At 72.6% G+C, this 26,972-nt stretch carries 22 protein-coding genes; 11 read left to right on the forward strand and 11 right to left on the reverse strand.

Features of this window, described 5'->3' with window-relative positions; translation table 11 throughout:
• Positions 1-42 precede the first annotated feature (42 nt).
• Positions 43-867 (forward strand): helix-turn-helix domain-containing protein, encoded by an 825-nt coding sequence (locus J2X60_RS13425; RefSeq protein ID WP_092383866.1) that lies wholly within the window; start codon positions 43-45, stop codon positions 865-867.
• A gap of 15 nt (positions 868-882) precedes the next feature.
• Here the strand turns inward: J2X60_RS13425 and arr are convergent, their stop codons facing one another.
• From arr to J2X60_RS13440, 3 genes are read right to left on the reverse strand one after another with little or no spacing between them, the layout of a single operon-like run.
• Entirely contained in the window at positions 883-1,293 is a 411-nt protein-coding gene (gene arr, locus J2X60_RS13430) for an NAD(+)--rifampin ADP-ribosyltransferase (RefSeq protein WP_309779125.1), read from the reverse strand.
• A gap of 38 nt (positions 1,294-1,331) precedes the next feature.
• Positions 1,332-2,555 (reverse strand): MFS transporter, encoded by a 1,224-nt coding sequence (locus tag J2X60_RS13435; protein ID WP_309888154.1) that lies wholly within the window; start codon positions 2,553-2,555, stop codon positions 1,332-1,334.
• On the reverse strand, positions 2,552-3,088 hold the full coding sequence (locus J2X60_RS13440) for a helix-turn-helix domain-containing protein (RefSeq protein ID WP_309888156.1): 537 nt from the start codon (positions 3,086-3,088) through the stop codon (positions 2,552-2,554). Before J2X60_RS13440 ends, J2X60_RS13435 begins: the two co-directional genes overlap by 4 nt.
• A 155-nt stretch (positions 3,089-3,243) precedes the next feature.
• Between J2X60_RS13440 and J2X60_RS13445 the strand changes: the two genes are divergently transcribed.
• From J2X60_RS13445 to J2X60_RS13455, 3 genes are all read left to right on the forward strand, one after another.
• On the forward strand, positions 3,244-4,161 hold the full coding sequence (locus tag J2X60_RS13445) for an ABC transporter ATP-binding protein (RefSeq protein ID WP_071303698.1): 918 nt from the start codon (positions 3,244-3,246) through the stop codon (positions 4,159-4,161).
• Positions 4,158-4,988: an ABC transporter permease gene (locus tag J2X60_RS13450; RefSeq protein ID WP_309888158.1), complete on the forward strand. Its 831-nt coding sequence runs from the start codon at positions 4,158-4,160 to the stop codon at positions 4,986-4,988. Before J2X60_RS13445 ends, J2X60_RS13450 begins: the two co-directional genes overlap by 4 nt.
• A gap of 130 nt (positions 4,989-5,118) precedes the next feature.
• Positions 5,119-5,601 (forward strand): hypothetical protein, encoded by a 483-nt coding sequence (locus J2X60_RS13455; protein ID WP_309779129.1) that lies wholly within the window; start codon positions 5,119-5,121, stop codon positions 5,599-5,601.
• Here J2X60_RS13455 and J2X60_RS13460 read toward each other — a convergent pair whose 3' ends face one another.
• Entirely contained in the window at positions 5,602-6,204 is a 603-nt protein-coding gene (locus J2X60_RS13460) for a dihydrofolate reductase family protein (RefSeq protein WP_309888160.1), read from the reverse strand.
• Between the two features lie 89 nt (positions 6,205-6,293).
• On the opposite strand from J2X60_RS13460, the gene J2X60_RS13465 reads away from it, so the two are divergent.
• Together J2X60_RS13465 and J2X60_RS13470 are read left to right on the forward strand one after the other, a co-directional pair.
• Positions 6,294-8,174, forward strand: coding sequence for a family 43 glycosylhydrolase (locus tag J2X60_RS13465; protein ID WP_309888161.1), 1,881 nt, complete (start codon positions 6,294-6,296; stop codon positions 8,172-8,174).
• 76 nt (positions 8,175-8,250) lie between these two features.
• Positions 8,251-9,639: a GAF domain-containing serine/threonine-protein kinase gene (locus J2X60_RS13470; RefSeq protein WP_309888164.1), complete on the forward strand. Its 1,389-nt coding sequence runs from the start codon at positions 8,251-8,253 to the stop codon at positions 9,637-9,639.
• Between the two features lie 13 nt (positions 9,640-9,652).
• On the opposite strand, the gene J2X60_RS13475 is transcribed toward J2X60_RS13470, so the two are convergent.
• The 6 genes from J2X60_RS13475 to J2X60_RS13500 form a co-directional block, all read right to left on the reverse strand.
• A complete protein-coding gene (locus tag J2X60_RS13475; RefSeq protein ID WP_309888170.1) occupies positions 9,653-10,138 on the reverse strand; it encodes a tetratricopeptide repeat protein in 486 nt (161 codons plus the stop codon).
• Positions 10,135-12,132: a DUF6807 family protein gene (locus J2X60_RS13480; protein WP_309888174.1), complete on the reverse strand. Its 1,998-nt coding sequence runs from the start codon at positions 12,130-12,132 to the stop codon at positions 10,135-10,137. The genes J2X60_RS13475 and J2X60_RS13480 overlap by 4 nt, the downstream gene beginning before the upstream one ends.
• Complete coding sequence (locus tag J2X60_RS13485; protein WP_309888176.1) at positions 12,129-13,820, reverse strand: hypothetical protein; 1,692 nt, start codon at positions 13,818-13,820, stop codon at positions 12,129-12,131. The genes J2X60_RS13480 and J2X60_RS13485 overlap by 4 nt, the downstream gene beginning before the upstream one ends.
• The gene (locus tag J2X60_RS13490; RefSeq protein ID WP_309888178.1) at positions 13,820-14,740 is read right to left on the reverse strand and encodes a carbohydrate ABC transporter permease; all 921 of its coding nucleotides are present in this window, start codon (positions 14,738-14,740) and stop codon (positions 13,820-13,822) included. Before J2X60_RS13490 ends, J2X60_RS13485 begins: the two co-directional genes overlap by 1 nt.
• Positions 14,737-15,711: a sugar ABC transporter permease gene (locus J2X60_RS13495; protein WP_309888179.1), complete on the reverse strand. Its 975-nt coding sequence runs from the start codon at positions 15,709-15,711 to the stop codon at positions 14,737-14,739. The genes J2X60_RS13490 and J2X60_RS13495 overlap by 4 nt, the downstream gene beginning before the upstream one ends.
• A gap of 77 nt (positions 15,712-15,788) precedes the next feature.
• On the reverse strand, positions 15,789-17,072 hold the full coding sequence (locus J2X60_RS13500) for an extracellular solute-binding protein (protein ID WP_309888180.1): 1,284 nt from the start codon (positions 17,070-17,072) through the stop codon (positions 15,789-15,791).
• A gap of 247 nt (positions 17,073-17,319) precedes the next feature.
• Between J2X60_RS13500 and J2X60_RS13505 the strand changes: the two genes are divergently transcribed.
• From J2X60_RS13505 to J2X60_RS13520, 4 genes are all read left to right on the forward strand, one after another.
• Positions 17,320-18,360, forward strand: a complete 1,041-nt coding sequence (locus J2X60_RS13505; RefSeq protein ID WP_309888181.1) for a LacI family DNA-binding transcriptional regulator — start codon at positions 17,320-17,322, stop codon at positions 18,358-18,360.
• 356 nt (positions 18,361-18,716) lie between these two features.
• Positions 18,717-19,973: a Gfo/Idh/MocA family oxidoreductase gene (locus J2X60_RS13510; RefSeq protein WP_309888213.1), complete on the forward strand. Its 1,257-nt coding sequence runs from the start codon at positions 18,717-18,719 to the stop codon at positions 19,971-19,973.
• A complete protein-coding gene (locus J2X60_RS13515) occupies positions 19,970-21,181 on the forward strand; it encodes a DUF993 family protein (RefSeq protein WP_309888182.1) in 1,212 nt (403 codons plus the stop codon). The genes J2X60_RS13510 and J2X60_RS13515 overlap by 4 nt, the downstream gene beginning before the upstream one ends.
• Positions 21,178-22,098 carry a sugar phosphate isomerase/epimerase family protein gene (locus J2X60_RS13520; RefSeq protein WP_309888183.1) on the forward strand — a complete coding sequence of 307 codons (921 nt, stop codon included), beginning with the start codon at positions 21,178-21,180 and terminating at the stop codon, positions 22,096-22,098. Before J2X60_RS13515 ends, J2X60_RS13520 begins: the two co-directional genes overlap by 4 nt.
• On the opposite strand, the gene J2X60_RS13525 is transcribed toward J2X60_RS13520, so the two are convergent.
• The gene (locus tag J2X60_RS13525) at positions 22,058-22,744 is read right to left on the reverse strand and encodes a class I SAM-dependent methyltransferase (RefSeq protein WP_309888184.1); all 687 of its coding nucleotides are present in this window, start codon (positions 22,742-22,744) and stop codon (positions 22,058-22,060) included. The genes J2X60_RS13520 and J2X60_RS13525 overlap by 41 nt on opposite strands.
• Positions 22,745-23,058: 314 nt before the next feature.
• Here J2X60_RS13525 and J2X60_RS13530 point away from each other — a divergent pair, with 314 nt between their 5' ends.
• Positions 23,059-26,970, forward strand: a complete 3,912-nt coding sequence (locus J2X60_RS13530; RefSeq protein ID WP_309888185.1) for an SGNH hydrolase domain-containing protein — start codon at positions 23,059-23,061, stop codon at positions 26,968-26,970.
• Positions 26,971-26,972 lie beyond the last annotated feature (2 nt).

The following is a 26,972-nucleotide window of genomic DNA, read 5'->3' on the forward strand; positions in this document are numbered from 1 at the left end:
GGTCGCTGTCGGGCCCGCGGGTCGCTGTCGTAGGCTCGCGGTGTGCTCGACGTGGAGACGATGGAAGCGGCGTACTGGAGCCACCGTGGCCCGGCGCCGCTCATGCCGTCGTCCCACCGGCACGACGACCTCGAGATCAACCTCGTGCTCGACGGGCACCTCGACTACCGCTTCGGCGGTGCCCCGGTCAGCGTGCACGCCGGCGAGATCGCGCTCTTCTGGGGCTGGACCCCGCACCAGCTCGTCGGCGACGGGACGGGGACCGGGGAGTTCCGATGGGTGCACATCCCGCTCGGCGAGGTGCTCGCGTGGGGGCTGCCCGACCACGACCTCGGCGCGATGCTGCTCAACCGGCCGGTCGTCGTGCCGACCGAGGCCGCCGGTCGTGACGTCGAGTCGATGCTCGGCTCGTGGCAGCGGGACTTCGCGGACGAGGGCGCTGAGACCATCGCGAACCTCGAGGCCCAGGCGCTCGTCCGACGGCTGCTGCGGCACCACCGGGACGCCGTCGACCTCCGCCCGGGCGGCGGGCACGGCACCGCGGACGCCATGCACCGGGTGATCGACATGGTGCGGTTCGTGGTCGACCGGTTCCGTGAGCCGATCGAGGTGGCCGACGTGGCCGCGGCGGCGCACCTGCACCCGCACTACGCGATGTCGGTGTTCCGGCAGGACGTCGGGACGACCATCCTCGAGTACCTCACCCGGTGCCGGGTGGCCGAGGCGCAGCGGTTGCTCGCGACGACCTCGATGACGACGTCGGAGATCGCGCACGCAGCGGGGTTCGGGTCGCAGTCGAGCTTCTACGCGCACTTCGCCCGGGCGTGCGGCGGCCCGCCGGGGGAGTACCGGGCGCGGTCGCGCTGACCCCGGGCATGCGGGTCAGTTGATGATCTCGCCCCGCTCGTCCGCGCGCAGCGCCGCCAACCGATCGCGCCACGCCTGCAGCGCCTCCGGCGTCAACCGCGGCCAGTCCGTCACCTCGCCGGTGATCCGGAGCGGCGCCGTGCTGCGGTATGAGCGCGTCGGGTTGCCCGGGAACTTCTTGTCCGTCACGTTCGGGTCGTCCTCGAACGCGCCGGTCGGCTCGACCTCGTACACGCGGGGGAGTCCGTCGCCCGCCGCGAGCTCGGCCGCGAGCCCGGCGCCGTCCCGGAGCGCGGTGAAGTACACGTGGTTCATCACGACCTCGGGCCGGTAGTTCGAGCGGAACCCGGCGGTCAGCAGGTCGCCGACGTGCAGGTCCGCCTTGGTCCCGTGGAAGAACGGCCCGTCGTCCAGTGCGTCGCTCACGGCGTCAGGGTAGCCCCGCCGCAGGCTGCGGCGGCACGTCAGGTAGCGGTGACCTCGACGCGCCGGACGCTCCGGGTCGACGCGGCGACGGCGGTGGCCAACACGATGACGACCGCGCACCCGACGAGGGTCGCCGGGGTGCCGACCACCCCCGCGAGGGGTCCGACGAGCGCCTCGCCGAGCGGCACGGCGACGAACGACCCGACCATGTCGTACGAGTACACCCGCGAGAGCAGCTCCCGCGGCACGTTCGTCTGCAGCGCGTGGTCCCAGGCGATGGAGAACAGTTCGAGGGCCGTGCCGCCGAGCAGGAACGTGACGAGGAGCACGGGGAGCGTCGGGACGAGTCCGAGCGCGGCTGCGGGCAGCGCGGTCACCGCCATCGTCGCGACGCCGATGCCGAGCGCTCGCCGGGGGCGCCACCGCAGCGCCACGACCGCACCGAGCGCGAGCCCGACGGTCTGCGCGGACACCACGAGCCCCCAGGCGGCCCGACCGAAGGACCCGTCGGCCACCACGGGGCCGAGCACGGTCGTCGCACCGACGAAGGCGGCGTTCAGGACGGTGAACTGCGCCACCACCGTCCAGACCCACCGGCGCCGGGTGAACTCCGCCCAGCCGTCCCGGAGGTCGGCGAGCACGGACGTCGGCTCGGCGTCGACGTCCCGCACGCGTCTCGGCAGCCGGATCCGCGTGAAGAGCAGCGCGGCGAGCGCGAACCCCGCCGCGTCGATCGCCAGCCCCCAGCCGGCACCGACGACGGCGACGACCGCCGCACCCGCCGACGCCCCGACGATGGTGCCGCCGTTCAGCGCGAGCCGGATCACCGCGTTGGCGGGACGGAGTTCCGTCGCCGGGACGGTCTCGGGCACCATCGCCGCGGTCGTCGGCAGGCTCACCGCGGCGACCGCGCCGTTCAGGATGCTCAACAGGACGAGCAGCGGGACGGTGGCGCTGCCGGTCAGGACGAGCGCGGCGATCGTCGCCTGGGTGGCCGCGGCCGCGAGCGACGTGACCACGAGCAGCACGTCACGGGGCAGCCGATCGGCCAGCACGCCACCGAAGAGCAGGACGGCGACGTTCGCCACCGATCGCGCCGCCACCACGAGACCGAGGTCGACGGGGGAGCCGGTCAGGTCGAGGACCGCGAACGCGAGGGCGATGGGTGCGACCGCGTTCCCGACGATGCTCACCGTGCGGGCGGTGACGAGCCAGCGGAACGGGGCGTGGCGGAGCGGACCGGCGTTCCAGGGAGCCCTCACGGTCGCCGCAGCGGGAACATCGAGACGGTCATCGAGACCGGCAGCGTCCCCGGGGTCCGTGGCGGTCGCGCAGCGGCGTGCAGGAGCGCCGCCGCGTCGCCGACGTGCTGCACCACGCGGCGCCACGTCTCCGGTCCGACCCAGAGCTCGGCGTCGGTCGAGGTCGACGGACCGGTCGTGCGGTCGTCGGTGCGCCGGAGGAGCTCCTGGACCAGGGCCTCGACGTAGACACGCTGGTCGTCCGCGGGGACGACCTCCGGAGCGGCACCCTCGTCGCCGTCGTCGAGCCGGAACCGCCGAGCCGACGACTCGTGCCGGTATCGCTTCGCATCGCCGCCCCGGAGCCGGACAGTCTCGACGACCCGCACGAGCCCGGCGCGTTCGAGCACCCGCAGGTGGTAGCTCGCCGCGGCCTGGGAGACGCCGAGCTCGCGCCCGGCCTCGGCAGCGCTCATCGCCGCACCCGTGACGAGCGACAGCAGTCGCAGACGGACGGGGTGCGCGGTCGCCCGGAGGCTCTCGATGGTGGACACGCAGGCCATCGTGGTCGGACCCGGCGCGACCGTCAAACGGCTCTTTGGGGGTCGGGCGCCGAGTCGAGCTCGCGACGGCGTCCCCCGAGCGGTCCACCCCATCTCCCCCTCAGGGTGGACGCGGCCGACTCCCAGGTCCCCGTAGCGTGGCCGCCGTGATCGAAGTCGAGCACCTCACCAAACAGTACGGTCCGAAGACCGCCGTCGACGACGTCTCGTTCGTCGTGCGGCCGGGCAGCGTGACCGGCTTCCTCGGGCCGAACGGCGCCGGGAAGTCCACCACGATGCGCATGATCATGGGGCTCGACCGCCCCACGGCCGGGCGGGCGACCGTGAACGGGCAGCCGTACACGTCCTTCCGCGACCCGCTCCGGCAGGTCGGGGCGCTGCTCGAGGCCAAGGCCGTCCACCAGGGCCGCAGCGCCTACAACCACCTCCTCTCGCTCGCGGCGACCCACGGGATCCCGAAGTCCCGCGTGCACGAGGTCATCGACATGACCGGCCTCGACTCCGTCGCGAAGAAGCGCGTCGGCGGGTTCTCGCTCGGCATGGGGCAGCGACTCGGCATCGCCGCGGCACTGCTCGGCGACCCGAAGACCCTCATCCTCGACGAACCGGTCAACGGCCTCGACCCGGACGGCGTGCTCTGGGTGCGGCAGCTCGCCCGCCGCATGGCCGCCGACGGGCGCACCGTGTTCCTGTCCAGCCACCTCATGAGCGAGATGGCGCAGACGGCCGACCGCGTCGTCGTCCTCGGCCGCGGCCGGGTCCTCGCCGACGCCCCCATCCAGGAGTTCGTCGCCGCGGGCGGCGGCACCGGCGGCAGCCGCGTCGTCGTCCGGACGCCGGCTCCCGACCAGCTGTTCCAGGCGATCGGCCCGAACGCGTCCGTGACCCCGCGCGAGGACGGCACCTTCATGGTGGTCGGCCCGGACGCCACCACGGTCGGGAACATCGCCGCCCAGGTCGGCGTCCCGCTGCACGAGCTCACGCCCGTGGGCGCCAGCCTGGAAGAGGCCTACATGGCGCTCACCCGCGACGACGTCGAGTACCGATCGGAGGGCACCCGATGACCGCCACGACCCTGCCGCCCACGATCGGGCTCGGATTCGGCCGGCTCGTCCGCAGCGAGTGGATCAAGCTCCGCAGCATCCGCTCCACGATCTGGTGCCTGGCGATCCTCGTCGTGGTCACGATCGCGATGGCCGTGCTCATCGGCAACGCCCTCGACGTCGGCACGCCCGTCGCCCAGGACTCCGCGAACGGCACCCTCGTGACGATCAACAGCGCCAGTGTCTCCCTGACGGCACTCGTCGTCGCGGTGCTCGGCGTGCTCATCATCACGGGGGAGTACGGCACCGGTCAGGTCCGCTCGACCTTCACCGCCGACCCCCGTCGGACGGGTGTGATCCTCGCGAAGGCTTCGGTCCTCGCAGTCACCACCTTCGTCGTCAGCGCGGTGTCGATCTGGATCGGGGTGTTCGCCTCGGCCGCCCTGCAGGCGGGCAAGGGCGTGCACGCCGACCTCGCCGACCCGTCGGTGTTCATGCCGCTGCTCGGCGCCTCGGTGTACGTCACGCTCCTCGCCCTGCTCGCGTACGGCATCGGACTCCTCGTCCGGTCGAGCGCCGGCGGGATCGCGATCACCCTCGGGCTCCTGCTCGTCGTCCCGATCGTGCTGTCGCTCATCGCGAGCGTGCTGCAGGCCCAGTGGCTCCTCGACGTCACGAAGTTCCTGCCCGACCAGGCCGGGATGCAGCTGTTCACCTACTCGGCCGGCGACGCCGCGCCGCAGGAGGGCATCGTCCTGAACGGCTGGGGCGGCTTCGGCGTGCTCGCGGCCGAGGTGGCCGTGGTGGGCGCACTCGCACTCGTGGTCGCACGCCGACGCGACGTCTGACGCCACCATCCCCCGGACTGGAGGTGGGCCCCGCCAGCCGGTACCGGCGCGCCGCGCCAGCGGGGCGCCGGCCGTGCCTGGAGGGACGGTGCCAGCTGGCGCCGCGCCTCCAGTTCCGTAGGCTCGCACCGTGCACCGCCCCCACCTCCTCGTCCCGCCGCTCGCCGTCCTGCTCCTGCTGGCCGGCTGCACGGCGACGCCGACGGTCGACGAGGAGGCGCTCGCCGACTGGCGGAGCGCACAGGAGGCGGTTACGGAGACCGACCCGGACGTCCTCGGCGTGCTGACCGCGGACATCCAGCCCGGCGACGAGGACCCGTCCGAGGTCGGGACCGGCGTCACGCTGCGGTTCCCGGCCGCGAAGGCGATCGACCACCTCGAGTTCTCGTGCTTCGGCAACGGGCACATGCGCGGGATCGTCCGCATCGAGTCCCGGGGCGGATCCGGCGACTTCACCGTCGACCCCGTGGCCTGCCGGGACAGCCCGAACCCGATCCGTCTGACACGGCTCGCGAGCACGGACGTCGACTCCGTCGCGTTCAACGGCTTCGACAGCGACCGGTCGAGCGCGTGGCGGCTGGTCATCGTCGGGACGGCACCGTCCGCCGGCTGATCAGCGCCCGAGGTCGTACCGGTGCAGCGTCACCCCGTTGTCCCACCGCTGCTGCTCGAGCAGGTCGAGGACCAACGGCGGTCGCGCACCCGACGGCGGCGGGTCGAACAGCGGACGCCCACGCCCGAGGACGGCCGGGTGCGTGAAGACCATCAGCTCGTCGAGGAGTCCGGCGTCGAGCAGCTGCGTCGCGATGCTCGGACCGCCGACGCCGATGTCGCCCTCGGACTCGGCGCGGATGCGGGCGAGCTCGTCGATCGCGTCCTCGTCGCGGCCGATGATCCGCGTGTTGTGGTCCGCCGCCGTCCGCGACCGGGAGACCAGCACCTTCGGCTGCTCGGTCCAGATCTCGCCGTACTCGCGCATGTACGCGGGCATGGACTCGTCGGTGCGGGCGTCGGGCCAGAACGGGTCCATCATGTCGTGGACGATGCGGCCCTCGACGGACAGCGTCATCGCCCGGGCGCGGCGGTTGAACTCGCGGTGCACGGTCTCGTCGATCCGGATCCACTCCGGTCCCTCGACGCCGCTGTGCTCACCGGCCTCGGTCTCGACGAAGCCGTCGAGCGAGGCGTTGATCCAGTACACGAACCGTGCGGGCATCTCGCGACTCCTTCGTCGGACGGGCCGGTGGGCGTGAGCGTACGCTCGCGCTCGTCCGCACGCTCCTCGACGACGAGAGCAGGTCCACCGTGCGCCGGTCACTCAGAGCAGTCCTCGCGATCGCGACGGTCGCGGGGCTCGCGACCACGTTCCTCCAGGTCGGTGCCGGCAGTGCGCCCGCCGTCGCCGCGGAGACCACGTCCGCACGGGGCGGTGCCGCGCCGACCCACCACAACCCGATGACACTCGCACTGCCGGACGGCCAGACCGCGGCGAGCTGCGCCGACCCGACCGTCGTGCGCGGGGTGGGACGCGACCGGAACTGGTACCTCTACTGCACGACCGACGCCCTCACGGCGACGGAGCAGAACCCGGACGGGTCGCTCGTGCAGCACGGCGTCCCGACGTACCGGTCCACCGACCTGACGCACTGGACGTACGTCGACGACGCCTTCCCCACGAAGCCTGCCTGGGTGGGCGACGCGAACGGCATCTGGGCGCCGGACGTCGTGTACCGCGCCGGGACGCACGGGCGCCCGGGCACCTGGTACCTCTACTACGCGGCGTCGGACACCCCCAGCGGCACGGCACCGACCGGCGGCGGGTCGGCCGTGGGCGTCGCGACGAGCCCGAGCCCGACCGGACCGTGGACGGACTCCGGCGGACCCGTCGTGGCACCGCAGGCGGCACCGAACGGCACCGGGCAGCGGTGGGAGTTCGACCCCGAGGTCATCACCGACCACGGCAGCACGTACCTGTACTTCGGCAGCTACTTCGGCGGGGTGAACGTCCGCCGGCTGAGCACCGACGGCCTGCAGTCGATCCCTTCGACCGAGCGGCAGATCGCGATCGACAACCGCTACGAGGGCACCTACCTGATGCGGCACGACGGCTGGTGGTACTTCATGGGGTCCGCCACGAACTGCTGCAACGGCGCCCTGACCGGGTACGGCGTGTTCGTCGCCCGGTCGCGCAGCCCGCTCGGCCCGTTCACCGACCAGGACGGTGTGCGGATCACGAGCACCCGGGTGGGTGGCACGCCCCTGCTCGCCCAGAACGGCAACCGCTGGGTCGGCACCGGGCACAACACGGTCGTCACCGACCTCGCCGGACAGGACTGGATCGTCTACCACGCCGTCGACCGGGACGACCCGTACTACGCGGGCCAGGGCACCTACACGAAGCGGCCCGTGCTCATCGACCCGCTCGACTGGGTGCACGGCTGGCCCGTGGTCCGCGGCGGAGCCGGCCCCTCGGACGGCGTGCAACCGGGGCCGGTGGCGCAGCCCGGTCAACGGCCGACGTACCGCGCCACCGCCGCACCGGTCGACGTGCCCGGTCGGACGATCCGTGCGCTGTCCACCGACTTCGACGGGAGGACCCTGCCGCCGGCGCTCCGCTGGACCCGTGAGCCCGATGCCTCCACGTGGACGGTCGCCGGGGGCGCCTTCCGGTGGCGGACGCAGGACGCCGACATCCACCCGCCGCAGACACCGCTCGCCTCGGTCCTGTCCGAACCGGCGCCTCGGGGAGACTGGGTGGCCGAGACCACCGTCGCGGTCGACACCCCGGCGACCGGCGACGGCGTGAACTACGTGCAGGGCGGGCTCATCGTGTACGGGAGCGACAGCGACTACGTCCGCCTGACCTCGAACTCGATCTTCGACACCCGGCAGACGGAGTTCGGCAAGCAGGTCTCCGGGCAACCGGCCGGCGCCCCGACCTACGGGAACATGGTCGTCGGGCCGGTCGGGGACACCACCACGCTGCGGATCGTGCACCGGTTCGTGGCAGGGGAGCACCGCTACACCGCGTACACCAGCGTCGACGGACGGCACTTCGTGCGCGGCGGGACGTGGACGGCGGACCTCGGGGCCGAGCCGCGGATCGGGCTGATCTCGCTCGGCGGTGCGGGCTTCACGAGCACCTTCGACGACCTGCGGGTGAGCACGGTGGCGACGGGCCGCTGAGCGCGCCGAGCGAACACGATCCCCGCCGGGATGCGAAGATGCATCGTTGCCTGCCGGAACCGAGAACGAGGGTCAGATGAGTCCGACCGAGGACACCGCGTCCACGGCCCCACTGCTCGACGGGCGGTACCGGCTCGAACACGCCATCGGTCAGGGCGGCATGTCCGTCGTGTACCGCGGGGTCGACGAGAGCCTCCACCGGCCCGTCGCCGTGAAGGTGTTCCACGCCGGCACCGTCGACGTCGCCCGGCAGGAGGCCGAGCTCGGCGTCCTGGCGTCCCTCGAGCACCACAACCTCGTGAGCCTGCTCGACACCGGCGTCGTCACCGGCCACGACGGCACCCGCCAGCGGTACCTCGTGATGGCGCTGGTCGCCGGGCAGGACCTCGAGGACCGGCTCTCCGTCGGCCCGCTCGCCTCCCGCCACATCGCCGAGATCGGCTACGACATGGCCGAGGCGCTGCACTACATCCACAGCCACGGCGTCGTGCACCGCGACATCAAGCCGTCGAACATCCTGCTCGTCGACTACGGCAACGACTCCGACCGTGCACGCGCCCGGTTGACCGACTTCGGCATCGCGCTCGCCGCCGGTGTCGAGCGGCTGACGGCCGACGGCGTGACCACCGGGACCGCCGCCTACCTCAGCCCCGAGCAGGCGCGGGGCGGCGAGGTCGGTCCGCCGAGCGACGTCTACTCGCTCGGGCTCGTGCTGCTGCAGTGCTTCACCCGCCGTCGGGAGTTCCCGGGGTCGCTCGTCGAGTCCGCCGTCGCGCGGTTGTCCCGCGACCCGGTGCTGCCCGAGCCGCTGCCCGAGCACTGGAAGGTCCTGCTCCGGGCGATGACCGCGCAGGACCCGGCAGCGCGCCCGGCCGGTGCCGATCTCGTGACCATGCTCCGCGACGTCGTCATCGCGGAGACCACCGCCGCCGACCACGTCGTCGAGACGACGTCCGCGGCCCAGACGACCGGCGACGCCGACCGGGCCCGCCCGGCGACGCTCGACAGCCTGCCCGAACAGGCGCTGCAGCGGACGACGGCGATGGCCGCGCGACTGTTCGACGCCCCGATCGCCCTGGTCGAGGTGCTCGACGAGGACCGTGCCTGGTCGCAGTCGTACATCGCCCCCGGTGTCGACGACGCGGCGCGCCACATCAACTTCCGCAACGGGTTCGCCCCGGTGCCGGTGCCCGTCGTGATCCCGGACGGCCAGACGCACCCCGAGATGCAGCACAGCCCGCTCGTCACCGGCCCGCTGGGCATCCGGTTCTACGTCAGCGTCCCGCTGGTGAAGCACGACGGCACCCCGATCGGCACGCTCGCGGTGCTCGACACGAAGCCGCGCCAGACGACCGGGGCGGACCTCGCGAACCTGCACGACCTCGCCGCGCTCGCCGTCACCCAGCTCGAGATCCGTCAGGAGTCGCTCCGCACGACGAGCGACGCGCTGCCGCTGGCACCCTGACAGGTGGTCGCGGTCAGGATTCGGTGAGGGCTGCTGCGTAGGCCCGGACCGACCGGTGGTACCGGGGGAGCGTCGGCTCCACCGCCTCGATCGCGACCCGGAGCGCCTCGTCGTGGCGACCGGCACTGTGCAGCGCGAGTGCGAGGAACACCTTCGGCGCTGCGCCGGTCGCCGGGTGCTCGGGGGCGTCGCGGAGCATCGTGATCGCCTCGTCGACCCGGCCGAGGTTGCGGAGCGTCGAGGCGTGCTGGACGATCATCCGCGCCGCCCTCGCCGGGTCCACGGTGTCGAGCCCGGCTGCCGTCGCGGCCGTGTAGTGGACGTCGGCCTCGGCTTCGTGGCCGCCGGAGTCGTTCGCCCCGCCGAGCTCGAACGCGCCCAGCGCCGGGTGGGGTGCGGCGTCGGCGAGGACCCGCATGCGGTCGATGCGCTCCTGGTCGTCGATGGTGTCGTCGGCCCAGAGTGCGGCGACTCGGGCTTCCCAGTCCTCGGTGCTCATCCCACCAGCGTATTGGCGGACCGGCCCGGGCCGTGCTCGACCGGGCCGCGCTCGACCGGGCCGTGTCGGACCCGGCCGTCCGACACCGTAACTCGGAACGACCGGACGAGGGGCACCCCCGGGTGCACGAGCGTCGGGGTGCGCCAGGCGAGCGCCGAGCCGATCGCGGGGTACTCGGCGGCGCGGACGAACCACGGGTCATCGTGGTCGAGGGCCTCGAACCGGATCGTGGCGCCGACGCCCTCGAACACGGCCGACCACTCGACCCACGGCGCGACCGACCCGTGCACCGCGTCCTCGCCGCTGGCCGTCGCCGTCCGGACCGCGATGTCGGCGCACGGCGGGAAGCGCCAGGTGAAGCCGCCGTACCCGGCCCCGACCCGACCGTTGCTGCCCGGGCCGCCGAGCCGGACGACCGCGTCCCCGGGCACACGGAACGACGACGACCACGTGAGTTCCCACCCGGTGTCGACCGCCCGCCAGGCGAGGGCCCGGTCCTCGTGCAGGGCGACGTGGCTGTCGGGACCGCGCCAGACGACCTCCTGCCGCAGGGAGGGGCCGTGGTGCTCGGCGTGCACGACCGTGGCGCTCCCGTGGTCGTCGCGCCAGACGTAGCCCTCGCCGTGGACGTACGTCCGTCCGCCCCAGCAGTTCACGCCGTCGAGGTCGGGGATCGCGAACCCGACGCCGCAGTGCCAGTCGTGGTCCGGCGGGTGGTGGGCGCTCACGACCGTGCCGCCGAGGGTCCGCACCGGGTGCAGGTACGGGCGGGGCGACGACGTCGGGATCGTCCCCGCGCCGTCGAGGACCGACGCGACCGGGACGCCGTCGACGACGAGCTCGTCCAGCGCCTCGTCGCGGTCCGCGTGCGCCCAGGGCGCGCCGACCTCGGAGAACAGCGCGCGCTGGTCCGCCGCGCGGTCGACGACCGCCTCGACGTCCGTGACGAGCGGCCGACGCGTGGGCCCCTCGCCGTCCCACGTCACCCACGGGTGGTCGATCTGCACCGGTTCGGTCGCCCGCACGGCTTCGAGTACCTCGACGAACGCGCCGGTCGACACGAGCGGCACGAGCAGCGCGTCGCCGCGGGACCGGTGGGCGAGCAGGTTCTCGAGTAGGTCGGTGCGTCCGAGGCCGTGGGTCACCCCGTCGATCGTGACCTCGTCGGTCGTGTACCCGAGGACCGCGCTCCCGGTCGTGCCGCGGACCCGCACGCTCGGGAGGACCTCGGTCGGCCCGCACAGGGTGAGCGCCGCGGTCGCCTCGCGTCCGGTGGTCGTCGTGACCCGGACGGCCGAGGTGTCGTCGCCCTCGATCGCGTTCGCCCGGTACAGCTCGACCTCCACGCGCGCCACCTCGTCGGCTCGACGGCAGCCGACGAGCGCGAGGGCGGTCGCCACGGCGTGGGCGAGCGGGTTCGTGACGACGCCGTCGAGGACGTCGACCCCGTCCACCCTGCGGCGGCCGGCCCAGGCGGAGCGGTCCCAGTACGCCTGGTCGCGCGTCCAGGTGCCGACGGCCGCGGCGGTCCGGACGGTCCCGACGAGCGACCCGTCACGGAGTGCGGGCAGCGCGTGCGACCCGAGGCTCTGGAACCCCACCTGGACCACGCGTCCGCTACGTCCTTCAGCGTCGAGCAGGGTCGCCAGGTCCGCGCGGGTCGTGACCGGCGGCTTCTCGAGGAGGACGTCGGCGCCGCTCTCGAGGGCGGCGAGGGCGAGGGGGAGGTGCGCGGCGATCGGGGCGGCGACCACGACGACGTCGATCGGGCCGATCGCGCGGGCTGCGGCGACGTCGAGGACGACGGGCACCCCGCCGTCCTCGTCGGCGTCGAGGGTCGGGTCGACCACGGCCGTCAGCGTGCAGGCCCCGAGGCCGACGAGCCGGTCGATGGTCGCCCGGTGGTGCAGGCCGTAGCCGCGCGCGCCGACGAGGACGATGCCGGGAGGCGCGGTGCGGCTCGGATCCCCGGCCGCCGGTCGCTCCGTGGTCACGACCCCACCGACGGGGTGCCGATCACGACACGGGTCCGGCCCGGCGCGCGTCCGGTGACGTGGACGTGCGAGCCCGTCGGCCGGTCCGTCCCGCCGAGGAACGCGTAGTCCTGGCCGGGCGCGTAGAACGCCGGTTGCGCGGGGCCCGAGCCGTTGCCCGGCCCGAACGTCACGGTGTCGGTGCCGACGCGGTACGAAGCGGTCCCGGTGACGAGGACGCGTTCTGCGGTGGCGGCGTCGGTGCTCACACCGGAGAACGTACCCCCGTCGCGGAACGTCAGCTGGAGCGACCACGGGACGTCGGCCCCGGCGGTCTCGATGTCGAGCGTGACCGCGTCGGCCGTCAGTGCGACGTCGACCGTCGTCGTGAGCGCCACCTCGTCGGCGGTCCGGCTGCCGAACGCCATCGACGCCGAGAACCGCCCTTCGTCGCCGAGCGCGTAGTCACCGTCTGCCCGCCGGTGCTCCGGTGCGAGCGGCTGGTGGTAGCCGGCCGACACGCGTTCGGTCAGCCGGAACCGGCCGGCGCCGAGGTCCTCGAGCCTCGTCGGGCGGAACGGGCCGAGGCCGAAGAACTCCCGCGAGAGCCGGACGTCGGTGAGGACGACGGCGCCGGCGACGACCCGCAGGAACGTCGGGCTGTTCGCGAGCCCGGAGCGGACGTGTCCGGCCGCCGGGACGTCCGAGCCGGCGAAGAGCACGACGTCGCGGTCGGCCTCGCGCACGTGGACGAGCCGTGCCGCCCGGAACGTCGAGGTGCCCCGGGGGAGCGGTGCGCCCGCCGGCAGCGGGCGCTCGAGCACCGGGTCGGTCATTGCCCGTGCGGCCACCGCACCGGGCTGCCAGGTGTCGGCGACCGCTGCCCGGGCGGCGACGGCGGCCAGGTCGGCTCGGTCGTCGAGCACCGCGACGTGCCAGAGCAGGGGCGCGAACGGCCCGATCCCGAACGGCTGCGACTGGTCCTGCCGTCGGGACTGCACGGTCTCGACGGTGTCGTCGGGCAGGAGCAGCGCGAGCGTCGCGTCGAGCGAACGACGCACCGGGTCGAGCAGCTCGGGTCGACCCAGCACCGACGCCAACACGAGGAAGGACGGGCACGAGACCGCCGCGGCGTAGTTCGGGCTGCGCTCGGACCACAGGCCGTCGGCGTCGATGTCCGGTCCCTCGGCGAGCCACTCGTCGATCCGCTCGACGAGGGCCGGGTCCGGGTGGAGCCGGTGGACGCGGGCGAGTGCGGCCGCGATCTCCCACCGGTGGTTCGGTGTGTGCACGCCACCCGTCAGCAACGCCGGGGTCGCGCGGTGCACGATCTCGTCGAGGTCGTCGGCCAGCGCCGCGGCCGTCGGCACGGTCGCACGGTACGGCGCGAGGAGCTCGAGGGCGTCGCACACGTCGTTGACCGTGAACGCGGAGTCGGGTGGGGAGAGGACGTTGTCGCCGCCGACGAACGTGCCGCCGGGGGACTGCCTGGTGGCGAGGTGCCGGACCCAGCCGTGCGCGGTGGCCAGGTCGTCGTCGGTGGGGTGAGCCGCGCCTCCCGTCCGCTCGTTCCGGACCCACGCCCCGACCAGGGTGAGGGCGCGCGCCATGAGTTCGCGGTGCTGCAGCGTCTCCGGAGCGTCGGTGGCCTGCCGGAGCCGGGCCGCGTCGGCGTCGGCCGCGGTGCCGGCGAGGTCGAGGAAGCCCATCAGTCCTTGAGGCCCGCGTTGAGGTCCGCGCCGTTCACGTACTTCTGGAAGACCAGGTAGATGAGGACGAGCGGGATGATCGAGATCACCGAGGCGCCGAGCAGGACCGTCCAGTTGACGTTCTCCGCGCCGACGATGCTCTGCAGCGCGATCTGGATCGTGAACTGGTGGGGGTCGTTGAGGACGAGCAGCGGCCAGATGTAGTCGTTCCACCGCCACTGGAACGAGAAGATCGCGAGCGTCAGCATGATCGGGCGGGAGATCGGCAGCATGATCCGCCAGAAGATCCCGAACTCGCTCGCGCCGTCGATGCGGGCGGCCTCGACGAGGTCGTCCGGCACGGTGAGGAAGAACTGCCGGAACATGAAGATGCCGGTCGCGGTGATGACCGACGGCACGATGATCCCGGCGAGCGAGTCGTACATGCCGAGGTCGCGGATCACGATGAACGTCGGCGCGAGGATGACCTCGGTCGGGAGCATCGTCGTCGCGAGGATGCAGACGAAGAAGACCTTGAGCCACCTGTTGTCGTACTTCGCCAGCGCGTACCCCGTCGCCGCGCTCGCCAGCACGGTGAGGACGGTGGTGACCAGCGCGACGATGACGGTGTTGCCGAAGTAGCGGGCGAAGTCGTAGCTCGCCCAGGCCTCCGTGAAGCCGCTGACCGACCACGTCTTCGGGAACAGGGTGAGCGGGTAGGAGAACAGCTCGCCGCCGGGCTTGAACGCGCTGAGGACGAACCAGAGCACGGGGAAGCCGAACGCGATGATGAAGACCCAGAGCAGGGCGGTGGCGGCGATGGCCCTGGGGCGGGGCGGGCCGTCGAGGCGCTTGGTCCTGGTCGTGTTCTTGTTCTTGGCGTTCCCCGACGTGACGTCGGTCGCGGGTGCGCCGGAGGCGCTGGGCAGGGTGGCGGTCATTGGCGGGCCTCCGTCCGACGGTTCACGGCCAGCTGGATGAGCGCGATGGCCATGAGGATGAGCATGAGGACCATCGACGCCGCGCTCGCGTAGCCGATGTGGGCGTTCTGGAACCCGTTCGTGTAGATGTACTGCACGAGCAGGTTGTTGTCGGTGCCGGGACCGCCGCCGTTGAGTGCCTGGATCGTCGCGAACTCCTTGAAGGCGCCGAGCGACGACAGCAGGACCACGATGAACGACGTCGGTGCGATGCTCGGCAGCGTGATGTAGCGGAACTGGTGCCAGGCGCCGGCGCCGTCGAGGGACGCCGCCTCGTAGTAGGACTGCGGCACGTTCCGGATCGCGGCCACGAACAGCAGCATGTTGAAGGCGGCTCCGGCCCACGCGGTGGCGAACACCACGACGAGCAGCGACAGGTCCGCGTTCGACTGCCACGGGACGGCCTTGCCGCCGAAGGACTCGATGACGAAGTTCGCGAGCCCGAAGTTCTCGCCGAACATCCACCGCCAGATGACGCCGGTCACGATCGGCGAGATGAGCCACGGCACGAAGAAGACGATGCGGGCGACGCTCCGGCCCTTCGCCGCGGGGCTCGTGAGCATGAGCGCCATCGACAGGGAGAGCACGAAGCCGAGCGGTACCGCCACGATCGCGTAGAGGAACGTCCGGAGGAGTGCCGCGTAGAAGGTGTCGTCGGCGAACAGCTCGAAGTAGTTCTCGAGCCCGATGAACTTCGGGGCGACGACACCGTTGTAGTCGGTGAACGAGTAGCCGAGGCCGATGACCGCGGGCCACACGAAGAACACGACGAACAGCACCGCGTTGACGCTGACGAAGAGGATCGGGGCGAGGACGGGCTTGCTGACGCCGGAGCGGCGGCGCTTGGTGGTCCTCGCGGCGCCGGGCCGGCGGGGCGGCACCGGGGTGGGCACGGCGGTCTGCACGTCGCCGGCTGCGGTGGGGATGCTCACGATGGTCCTCTTCGTTCGTCGCGGTGTTGCTCGGGGGACGACGTCGGGGTCGGGTGCGTGCACCCGACCCCGGTCCGTCATCCGACGTGGTCTTCGTAGTACTTCGTGATCGTCTCGAGGGTCTTCTTGGCCGACTGCTGCCCGTTGATGAGCTTGCCGACCTCGGCGGTGGTGGGGTCGGTGCCGAGTTCCTTGCCCTCGACCGCCCACTTCGCGCTCTCCTTGGCGTAGGAGCTCGAGATCGGGTCCGCCGCGTCGATCTCCTTCTGGTAGAGCGCGAAGGAGTCCTTGGCGGCCTGCGACTCGAACGGGTAGCTGATGTCCAGCCCGGACTCCACCGGCAGGAAGCCGTTCGTCGTCACGAGCTTGGCGTAGTTCGTCGGCTCGTACATGTAGTCGATGAACTTCTTCGCCGCGGTGCCGCGGGCGTCCGAGTTCTCGAAGCCGACGATGTTGCCGCCGTAGTTGATCTCGGTGGCGTGCGTCGGGTCGGCCGGGGTCGCGGCGCTGGCCCAGTCGAAGTCGGTGATGTTCGACGCGAAGTCCGACGACTGCCAGACACCCGAGAAGTAGGCGACGACCTGGCCGCTCTTGAACAGGGCGTTCGGGTCCTGCCCGCTCGTCCACACCGACTTCGGCATCGTGGAGTCGTCGTTCATGTCGGCGAAGTCCTGCAGCGCCGAGACGGTCTTCGCGTCGGTCGGGAAGGAGCCGTCCTTCTCCTGCTGCATGAAGTCGGTGCCCTTGGTGAACATGTAGGCGCGCAGGCGGGACGGCGAGGAGTCGAACACCAGGTCGTACTTCGCGCCGGTCTTCGCCTTCACCTGGTCGGCGGCCTGCAGGAACTCGTCCCAGGTCCAGGCCTTCGCGGGGTCCGTCGGGTAGGCGATGCCGGCCTTGTCGAACAGCGACTTGTTCACGAACAGGCCCGCCGCGGTGACGTCGGACGGGATCGAGGTGACCTTGCCGTCGTCGTCCTTCGCGATGATGTCCTTGTCGATCTTGTTCGCGTCGTCGTCCACGATCGAGGCCAGGTCAACGGTCTTGCCGGTCCAGATCGGGTCGATGCCCGCGGCTCGCACGACGTCGGGTAGCGAGTTCGCCTGCGCCGACTCGCGGAGCTTCGTCTGCAGCCCGTCGTACGGCAGGTTCACGATCTTGACCGTGACGCCGGTCTTCTTCTCGTAGTCGGTCGCGAGGTCCTGGTAGCCCTTCTCCTGTGCCGTCGACGTGGAGAGCCAGAAGGTCAGCTGGTCGACCTTGCCGCCGTCGCCGGAACCGCTGCCGGAGGCGCAGCCGCTCAGGAGCGCCAGCGCGGCGATGCCGCCGACCAGCGCGAGCATTCTCTTGGATGACTTCATCGTCACTGCTTTCGTTCGGGACCACGGGCTGTGCCGCGGGCGAGCGTTCGGGGAGTCTCGGCCGAGGACACAAGGTCTACACGACGCCCGATGATTCTGGCAAGCGCTTTCCTGCAGAATGTTTGGACATGGTGACGTGAGGGCTCGATCCGTTGCCGCGGCGCCGCCCCGGCGAGCGGGAAATCGCTATCCTCGCCACAGACAGCCCTCGCCACACAGCGCGGAGCCGACGGACAGGAGGCGCGACATGCCCGAACGGAGCTCGGTCACCCTGGCCGACGTGGCTGCGCGGGCAGGCGTCTCGCTCGCGACCGCGTCGCGCGCGCTCAACGGCAGCGTGCGGAAGGTCCGGCAGGAGTCGGTCGACCGCGTCCACGCTGCGGCCCAGGAGCTCCGGTACACCGCCAACGTGCAGGCCCAGGCGGTCGCCCGCGGGACCACCACGACGCTCGCGCTCGTCGTGGGCGACATCGCCGATCCGTACTTCGCGGCCATCGCCGCCGGGGCCATCCGCGCCGCCGACGACGCCGGGCTCGTCGTCACGATCACGTCGACGGGAGGGGACCCGTCTCGCGAGGCGGCCGTCCTCGGCGTCGTCGCGGGGCTCCGGCCGCGGGCTGTGGTGCTCGCGGTGAGCCGTCGCCTCGGTGGTGGTGCCGAGCTGGCGTCGGCCGTCTCCGGGCTCGTCGCGGCCGGCGCGGGGGTGTCGGCGCTCGTGTCCGACCTCGACGGCGCCGTGGCAGGCGTGTCGGGAGTGCAACCACTCGTGATCCGGAACCTCAGCGGTGCTGCGTCGCTCGCCGGGGCCCTGGTGGAACAGGGGCACGACTCGTTCGCGGTGCTCGCCGGGGATCCGTCGCTCGCCACCGCGCACGCGCGCTACGAGGGCTTCGTCGCGGGCCTCGCCGCCCACGGGATCCGGGTGCCCGACGCCGCCGTGGTGCCGTCGGAGTTCACGCGGGACGGCGGGTACCGGGCGATGGTGTCGCTGCTCGACCGGGCTGCGGCGGGCTCGGGGGCGTTGGCGCGGTGCGTGTTCGCGGTCACGGACCTCATGGCGGTGGGGGCGGTCGCGGCGATCCGGGAGCGCGGGCTCGTCCCGGGGGTGGACGTCGGGGTCGCGGGGTTCGACGACGTGCGGATGCTCGCCGACGTCGTGCCGGCGCTGAGCACGGTGCGGTTGCCCCTCGAGGAGATCGGGGAGCGGGCGGTGCGGCGGGCCCTCGGGCTCGAGGCGGACGGCGCCATCGACGGCGAGGTCGTGCTGCGCGCGAGCACGGCGCGCTAGCGGGCCCGGGCGCGCCGAGCCCGGGCGCCCTGGGCCCGCGCTCGCCCTCGTCGCCCGCGCCCGTCCCCGCGCCCGCGCCCATCCCCGTCGCCCGGATCGTGAGCAGAAACGGTCGGGTGCCGTGGCGCGACTCGACCATTCCTGCTCACGAAGTGGCACGGCGCGCCCACGCCCCGGGCCCGCGCGCCCGCGCCGCCCGCCCGCGCCGCGCGCCCCGAACGCACACACCCGAACACGCGCGTGCGGTCGGCACGGGCCGTGGTGTACGGTTCCGGCAAGCGCTTTCCACCACGGTGGCGAGCGGGCCACAGCGAGCAAGGGAGCACGCGTTGACCACGCGCACCATCGGCATCATCATGAACGGCGTCACCGGACGCATGGGCTACCGCCAGCACCTCGTGCGGTCGATCCTGGCCATCCGCGACGACGGCGGGCTCCCGCTCCCGGACGGCACGAGGCTGCAGGTCGAACCGATCCTCGTCGGCCGGAACGCCGCGAAGCTCGAGGAGATCGCCGCCCGGCACGGCCTCGAGCACTGGACGACCGACCTCGACGCCGCCCTCGCCGATCCCCGCTGGGACGTCTTCGCCGACTTCGCCGTGACGAGCGCACGCGCCGACGCCCTGCGGAAGGCGATCGCCGCCGGCAAGGCCGTCTACACCGAGAAGCCCACGGCGGAGACCTCCGACGAGGCACTCGACCTCGCCCGCCTCGCCGCCGACGCCGGCGTGCCGAACGGCGTCGTGCACGACAAGCTCTACCTGCCCGGCCTCCGGAAGCTCCGCCTGCTCATCGACTCCGGGTTCTTCGGCCGGATCCTCTCCGTCCGCGGCGAGTTCGGCTACTGGGTGTTCGAGGGGGACTGGCAGACCGCGCAGCGGCCGAGCTGGAACTACCGCCGCGAGGACGGCGGCGGCATCGTCGTCGACATGTTCCCGCACTGGAACTACGTCCTCGAGCAGTTGTTCGGCCGCGTGGAGTCGGTGTACGCCCGCGCGGTCACGCACATCGACGAGCGAACCGACGAGCAGGGGACCGGGTACGCGGCGACCGCGGACGACGCGGCCTACGGCGTGTTCGACCTCGCCGGCGGCATCACGGCGCAGATCAACTCGAGTTGGGCGGTCCGGGTCGACCGTGACGAGCTCGTCGAGTTCCAGGTCGACGGCACCGACGGCAGCGCCGTCGCGGGACTGTTCGGCTGCCGGATCCAGCCCCGGACGGCGACTCCGAAGCCGGTGTGGAACCCCGACCTGCGGGACGACCGCGACTACAGGGCGCAGTGGCTCGAGGTCCCCGACAACGAGGTGTTCGGCAACGGCTTCCGCGCGCAGTGGGAGGACTTCCTGCAGGACCTGGTCGCCGGCCGCCCGCATCCCTACGACCTCCTGTCCGGTGCCCGCGGCGTGGCGCTCGCGGAGGCCGGTCTGCGCTCGAGCGCCGAAGGACGACGCATCGACCTGCCGGAGCTGACCCTGCCCACCGGGGCCGAGCCGCGCCTCCAGGGCGACAGCGCCGACCGCGCCGACAACGCCGAACGCACCGACCGCGCCGAGAGCGCCGACCGCGCCGACCGCGCCGACGACGCCGAGACCGTCGGAGCACGCGCATGACCACCCTGACCCTCCTCGCGCCCGACGGCACGACCAGCCGGGCCGACCTGCGCGAGCCGGCCGTCGCGGCCACCGCGAAGCCGACCGCCCCGCTCACCGAGCGCGTCGTCTACGCCGCCGCCCACGTCGTCCCGCGCACCGCCGCCGACAACACGCCGGGTGCGCCGGCGGACCTCGACTGGGACGCCACCCTCGCGTTCCGGCACCACCTCTGGTCGTGGGGCCTCGGCGTCGCGGACGCGATGGACACCGCGCAGCGGAACATGGGGCTCGACCCGGCCGCCACGCGCGAGCTCATCACCCGCAGCGCCCGCGAGGCGCAGTCCGTCGGCGGCCGCATCGTCGTCGGCGTGAACACCGACGACCTCCCGGACCAGGTCGCCACCGAGCAGCAGGTCGTCGACGCCTACGTCGCCCAGCTCCACCACGCCGAGGACGCCGGCGCGGGGGTCGTGCTCATGGCGAGCCGGCACCTGGCGCGCCTGGCGGGCAGCGATCCTGCGGTCTACCGCCGCGTCTACCGCAGGGTCATCGAGCGGGCGAGCGCCCCCGTCGTCCTGCACTGGCTGGGGGAGGCGTTCGACCCCGCCCTCGCCGGCTACTTCGGCGGTCAGCACGGCCCCGACACCGTGCTCGACATCATGGGCGACGCCGGGTCGAAGGTCGCCGGCATCAAGATGAGCCTGCTCGACGCCCGGGCCGAGGTCGCCCTCCGCTCCCGACTGCCCGCCGGCGTCCGGATGTTCACCGGCGACGACTTCCACTACGTCGACCTCATCGCCGGGACCGATCGGACGCACTCCGACGCCCTGCTCGGCGCGTTCGCCGCCGTGGCGCCGATCGCCTCCGCCGCCGTCCGGGCACTCCCCGACGAGACCGCCTTCCGCGCGCTGCTCGGCCCCACCGAGGCCCTGTCCCGCCACGTCTTCAGCGCCCCGACCTGGCACTACAAGACCGGCATCGCCTTCCTCGCCTGGCTGAACGGCCACCAGGGCGCCTTCGCCATGGTCGGCGGTCAGCACGCCGGCCGCTCCCTGCCGCACCTGTCCGAGACCGTCCGGCTCGCGAACGCCTGCGGCGCGCTCGAGGACCCGTCGCTCGCGGCGTCGCGGTGGCACGACCTGCTCACCGTGTCCGGTGTGCCCGTGACGGCCAGGAGGCGCGGCTCGACCCCCGCCGACCGCCCGCTCTCCGGGGTGGTCGCGTGAGCCCTTCGGTGCAGGCCTCGCGGACCGGTGCGGCCGCTGGCTCTGCACACCCGCATCCACGGCTCTCGATCAACCAGGCGACGATCAAGTACGCCTCGCTCCGGGACGCCCTCGACACCGTCCGCGCCGCCGGCGTCCAGGCGATCGGCACCTGGCGGGCGCCCGTCGCCGAGGTCGGGCTGTCCGAGGCCGTGCGGATGGTCGCCGACTCCGGCCTCCGGGTGTCCTCGCACTGCCGCGGCGGCTTCTTCACCCTCCCGGCCGGCACCGAACGGCAGCGGGCACTCGACGACAACCGCCGGGCGATCGACGAGACCGCGGCGTTGGCCGAGGCCGGCGCGCCCGGGTCCGCCCCGGTGCTCGTGCTCGTCGCCGGAGGTCTGCCCGAGGGATCCCGCGACCTGATCGACGCCCGGGACCGCGTGGCCGACGCCCTCGCCGACCTCGTCCCGCACGCCCTCGACGCCGGCGTCCAGCTCGCCGTCGAGCCCCTGCACCCGATGTACGCCGCCGATCGGGCCGTCGTGTCGACCCTCGCGCAAGCCCTCGACCTCGCGGCGCCCTTCCCGGCCGCTGCCGTCGGCGTGGTCGTGGACACGTTCCACGTCTGGTGGGACCCGGCACTCGCGGCCTCGGTGGCCCGCGCGGGCGCCGCCGGGCGGATCGCGAGCTACCAGGTGTGCGACTGGCTCATCCCGATCGCCGCCGACCCGCTGCTCTCCCGCGGTGTGATGGGGGACGGGCACATCGACTTCGGGCCGGTGACCGCCGCCGTGACGGCCGCCGGGTACGCCGGTGACGTCGAGGTGGAGATCTTCAACCAGGCCGTGTGGGACGCCCCGGCGACGGACGTGGTCGACCGGGTGGTCCGGGCGTTCACGGCCTCCGTGCCGCTGCCCCTGCCCCTGCCTCGCTGAGGGGGCGGCGGCGGACCAGCACCACGCTGTCGAGCACCTCGTGCGGCGCTCCCTCGGGCGTCACCGCGGTGCGCGGCCGGAGCTCGGCGGCGACGACCTCCCACCCGTCGTCGAGCCCCAGCGCCGCGAGGTCCTCCGCCGGCGTCGGGAAGCGGTACGCCCGCATCTCCTCGGGCAGGTCCCCGTGCGGGGGCGCGGCGTGCGCCGTCACGAGCAGGTGCCCACCCGACGCCACGAACCCGGCCGCCCGCCGCAGGATCGCCGCACGCGGGATCTCGACCGGCCACGACTGCAGGAACGACGCCGTGACGAGGTCGAACCGCGCCGCGGTGTCCCACGAGCCGAGATCGGCCGCGACGAACGCCGTCCGCTCCTCGAGCCCGGCGCTGACGGCAGCCCGGGAACCGCGGGTGACCGCCGTCACCGACAGGTCCACCCCGGTGGTCGCCCACCCCTGCTGGGCGAGCCAGACGACGTCGCCGCCCTCGCCACAGCCCAGGTCGAGCGCGCGTCCCGCTGGCAGCGACGACGCGACGTCGGCGAGCACCGCGTTCACCCGCCCCGACCAGATCCCGTCGTGCTCGGCGTAGCGGGCCTCCCACCAGCTGCGTGCGGTCGTGTCGGACGGCTCCCGGTGCGTGTGCATGCCGTCACTCCACCGCATCCCGCGCTCGACGGACAAGGAACGTTGCCGGACCGGCAACGACCCGGCGCCGCGGGGCGTGCGTCGGAGATCCCCGGGGGACAGGTCCCGATCGGTACGGCCATGCCGATGCCCGGCTGACAGCGCGCCCGGCAGAGCGGGGTCGTCCCCCGTTCGAGGGGCACACTGCCAGGTCGGGTTCACCTCCCCGTCACACGAAGTGCCCGAGCAACCGTCACCATCGAACGATCACCGCAGCACCGTACCTGCACCACTGCAACGCCATTCGTCACGCCTGAACCAGGGGAAGGCCCGACATGACGTCCACGGACACGGTGGTCGACGCGCGCACCCAGCCCGCGACCACGGACAGCACGGATCAGACGGGGGAGCCGCAGTACCTCCCGGCACCGCCCACGGACCGCGAGAAGTACTGGTACATGGGCGCGCAGCACCGCTGGATGCTGTTCGCCCAGGCCGCCGCCTTCGCGCTCATCGCCTCGAGCATCTGGCGGTTCTCCACGTCGGCCCCGGGGCTGTTGCTGTTCCTCATCCCGACGACGCTCTACTGCCTCACGCTGTGCGTGTCGCTCACCACGAGCGCACGGCGCAAGCGCTTCCACAAGCGTGACCACGTCGAACGCGTCGGCAGCTGGGCCCCAGACCGGTACCCGACGGTCGACGTGTTCCTCCCCACCGCGGGGGAGCCGCTCGCGATCCTCGCGAACACCTACGCGTGGGTGGCGAAGCTCCGCTGGCCGACGACCCTGACGGTGTACGTCCTCGACGACGCGGACCGCCCCGAGGTCGCCGAGCTCGCGCGGCGCCACGGCTACCGGTATGAGGTCCGGCCGGACCGCGGGCACCTCAAGAAGGCCGGCAACCTCCGGTACGGCTACGAACAGAGCGACGGCGACCTCATCGCGGTGTTCGACGCCGACTTCGTGCCCCGAGCCGACTACCTCCACGAGCTCGTGCCCTACTTCGACGACCAGAGCCTCGGCATCGTGCAGTCGCCGCAGTTCTTCGACGCCCGCAAGGGCATGCACTGGCTGCAGCGGACCGCCGGCGCCACGCAGGAGCTGTTCTACCGCTGGATCCAGCCCGCACGCGACCGCTCGAACGCGGCGATCTGCGTCGGGACCTGCGCGATCTACCGGCGGGCGGCACTCGAGCGCGCGGGCGGCTTCGCCCAGATCGGCCACTCCGAGGACGTCCACACCGGCGTGAACCTCATGCGCGTCGGCTTCCTCGTGCGGTACGTCCCGATCCTCGTCTCGAAGGGCATGTGCCCGGACGACCTCGCGTCGTTCCTCAACCAGCAGTACCGCTGGTGCACCGGGTCGATGTCGCTCCTCGCCGACACCACCTTCCACGAGAACCCGCACATCACGCTCCGGCAGCGCATGTGCTTCTGGTCCGGGTTCCTCTACTACATCTCCACCGCGGTGAACGTGTTCCTGTCCCCGCTGCCCGGGCTCGTGATGCTGTTCGGCCTGCCGCAGTGGATCATGCCGCAGAACTCCGTCTGGCTCCTCGGCGCGATGCTCATGTGGCTCGTGGTCGTCCCGATCATGTACCGGTCCCGGTGGCGGATCGACGTCCTGCGCATCCAGTCCCTGTACTCGTTCGCCCACGCCGTCGCGATCGTGCACGTCCTCACGGGCAGGACCCGCGAGTGGGTGCCGACCGGTGCGGCGAAGAAGGTCACCACACCGCTCGGCACGCAGATCGCGCGGGTGATGCGGATCACGGTCACCACGTCGCTCCTCGTGACGTGGACGGGCCTCGCGTGGGCCACCGTCCGGTTCGGCCCCGACGTGCTCTGGGCCATGTGGATCCTCGCCGCGATCCACGCGTACGTGCAGGTGCCGATGCTCTTCCTGTCGGTCCCGTCCTCGCCGCGGCGCGCGCTCCGCAGGCAGGCACGTGTCGACCGTCGGGAGGCGCGGACCGCCTCCCACGCACCGGTCACCGCCACCGGTGGCGCGGCTCCGACCCCCGCACTCGCCTCCGTCGCGGCGGCGGACGCGGCCGATCCGTCGCTCCCCGCGCCGCCGCTCTCGCCGACGGTGACCCCGTCGTCACCGGTCGGCGTCGTGCCGGAGCCGCGCCGCGCCTCCGGGCCCGCGTTCGGTGAGCGCCTCGACCCGGTGGTGCTGGCGGACTCCGCAGCACCCGTCGAGGAGCCGGTCCAGGCCGAGCGGCCACAGGCCGCCGGACCGCGCCGGTTCCGACCCGACATCCAGGGGCTCCGCGCCGTCGCGGTGCTGCTCGTGGTGGTCTACCACACGGGCGCGCCCGTCCTCACCGGCGGGTACGTCGGCGTGGACGTGTTCTTCGCGATCTCCGGCTTCCTCATCACCGGGCAGCTGCTCCGCGAGGTCGAGCGGACGGGACGGATCGACTTCGGCTCGTTCTACGCGGGCCGCATCCGGCGCCTGCTGCCCACCGCGCTCCTCGTGATCGCCGTGACCGTCGTGGCCACCCGCGTGTTCGACTCGATCCTTCGTGCGTCCAACGTGGCGTGGGACGGCGTCGCCGCGACCTTCTTCGCCCTGAACTACCGGCTCGCCGCGCAGGGCGTCGACTACCAAGCCGCGGACGGACCGGCCTCGCCGCTCGAGCACTTCTGGTCGCTCGGCGTCGAGGAGCAGTTCTACCTGGTGTGGCCGCTCGTCCTGACACTGGCGATCGTGCTGTGGAAGCGGCACCGTCGCCTGGCGATGGCGGCCGTGGTGACGCTCGTGTTCGGGGCGTCGATGTGGGCGTCCGTGACGATCACCGCGCACGACTCCCCGCTGGCGTACTTCTCGATGCAGACCCGCGCATGGGAGCTCGCGGCCGGGGCGTTCCTCGCCCTCGGCGCCCGGTGGCTCGCGAAGGCCCCCGGTGCGCTGCAGGTCGCACTGACCTGGGCCGGCCTCGGCGCGGTCCTGACGAGCGCGTTCGTGTACTCCGACGAGACGCCCTTCCCCGGCACGGCGGCCCTCCTGCCGGTGCTCGGCGCCTGCGCGGTGATCGCCGGCGGTGGGGCGTACCGCCGCGGCTCGGTCGAGACGGTCCTGCAGCTGAAGCCGTTCCAGGCGATCGGCAAGGTGTCGTACGGCTGGTACCTCTGGCACTGGCCGATGGTCGTGCTCGTGCCCGTCATGGTCAACCGCGACCTCGGGTGGCTCGAGAAGCTCGAGGTCATGGCGGTCGCGCTGTGGGTGGCGACGATCACCTACCACCTCATCGAGTCGCCCTCCGCGCGAGCGCGGTGGAAGCGGATCAGCTGGGCTGCGATCGGGGCCGGTGCGGCGGCCGCGACGACGGCGACCGCGGTGGTCGTGGTGTTCTCGGTCCCGGCGCTCGTCGGCAGCGGCGGGACGGTGCAGGCGGCATCGCTCGACGAGGGCGACTCCACCGAGATCCAGGCGACGATCCGGTCGGCGTTGACGACGTCGGACGTGCCGGCGAACCTGACCCCGAGCCTCACGACCGCCGCCGACGACCAGCCGGACTCGACGGACGACGGCTGCCACGCGGGCTACCTGCAGATCCAGCAGAAGGCGTGCGTGTACGGCGACCCGGAGGGCTCCCGGACCGTGGTGCTCTGGGGCGACTCGCACGCGCAGCAGTGGTTGCCCGCGTTCGACGCCGCCGGCAAGACCGAGGGCTGGAAGGTCGTCGCGTGGACGAAGGCCGCGTGCCCGGTCGCCCAGGACGTCGAGCTGTTCAACTCCTCGCTCAAGCGCACGTACACCGAGTGCCCGGAGTGGCGGGACGCGTCGATGCGGCGCATCCAGGCCCTGGACCCCGACCTCGTGGTGATGGCGCAGTCGGACAACGTCCCCGGCAAGCAGGTGTCGAACACCACGTGGGCGGACGGCACCGCCGAGACCGCGGCCACGATGCAGGCCGCCGGACTCCGCACCGTCTACATGCTGGACACGCCGGTGCCGGAAGGGGACGCGGTGTCGTGCGTGGCCGAGCACCTCGACACCGTGGACGAGTGCAACCAGGCGGAGCAACGCGCCTACGCGGTCTCCGGACGGCACGAGGACGTCGCCGACACGGTGCGTGCGGCCGGCGTCCCCACCGTCGAGCCGCGGGACTGGTTCTGCACCGACGACGGGTGCCCGGTGGTGGTGCAGGACAAGCTCGTGTACCGCGACCGGACGCACATGTCGACGGCGTACTCGAGGTGGCTCGAGCCGCTGGTTGCCCCGCTGCTCCGCACGTAGGC

Origin of the sequence: Curtobacterium sp. 320 (genome assembly GCF_031455235.1) — a bacterium.
Taxonomy (GTDB): Bacteria; Actinomycetota; Actinomycetes; order Actinomycetales; family Microbacteriaceae; genus Curtobacterium.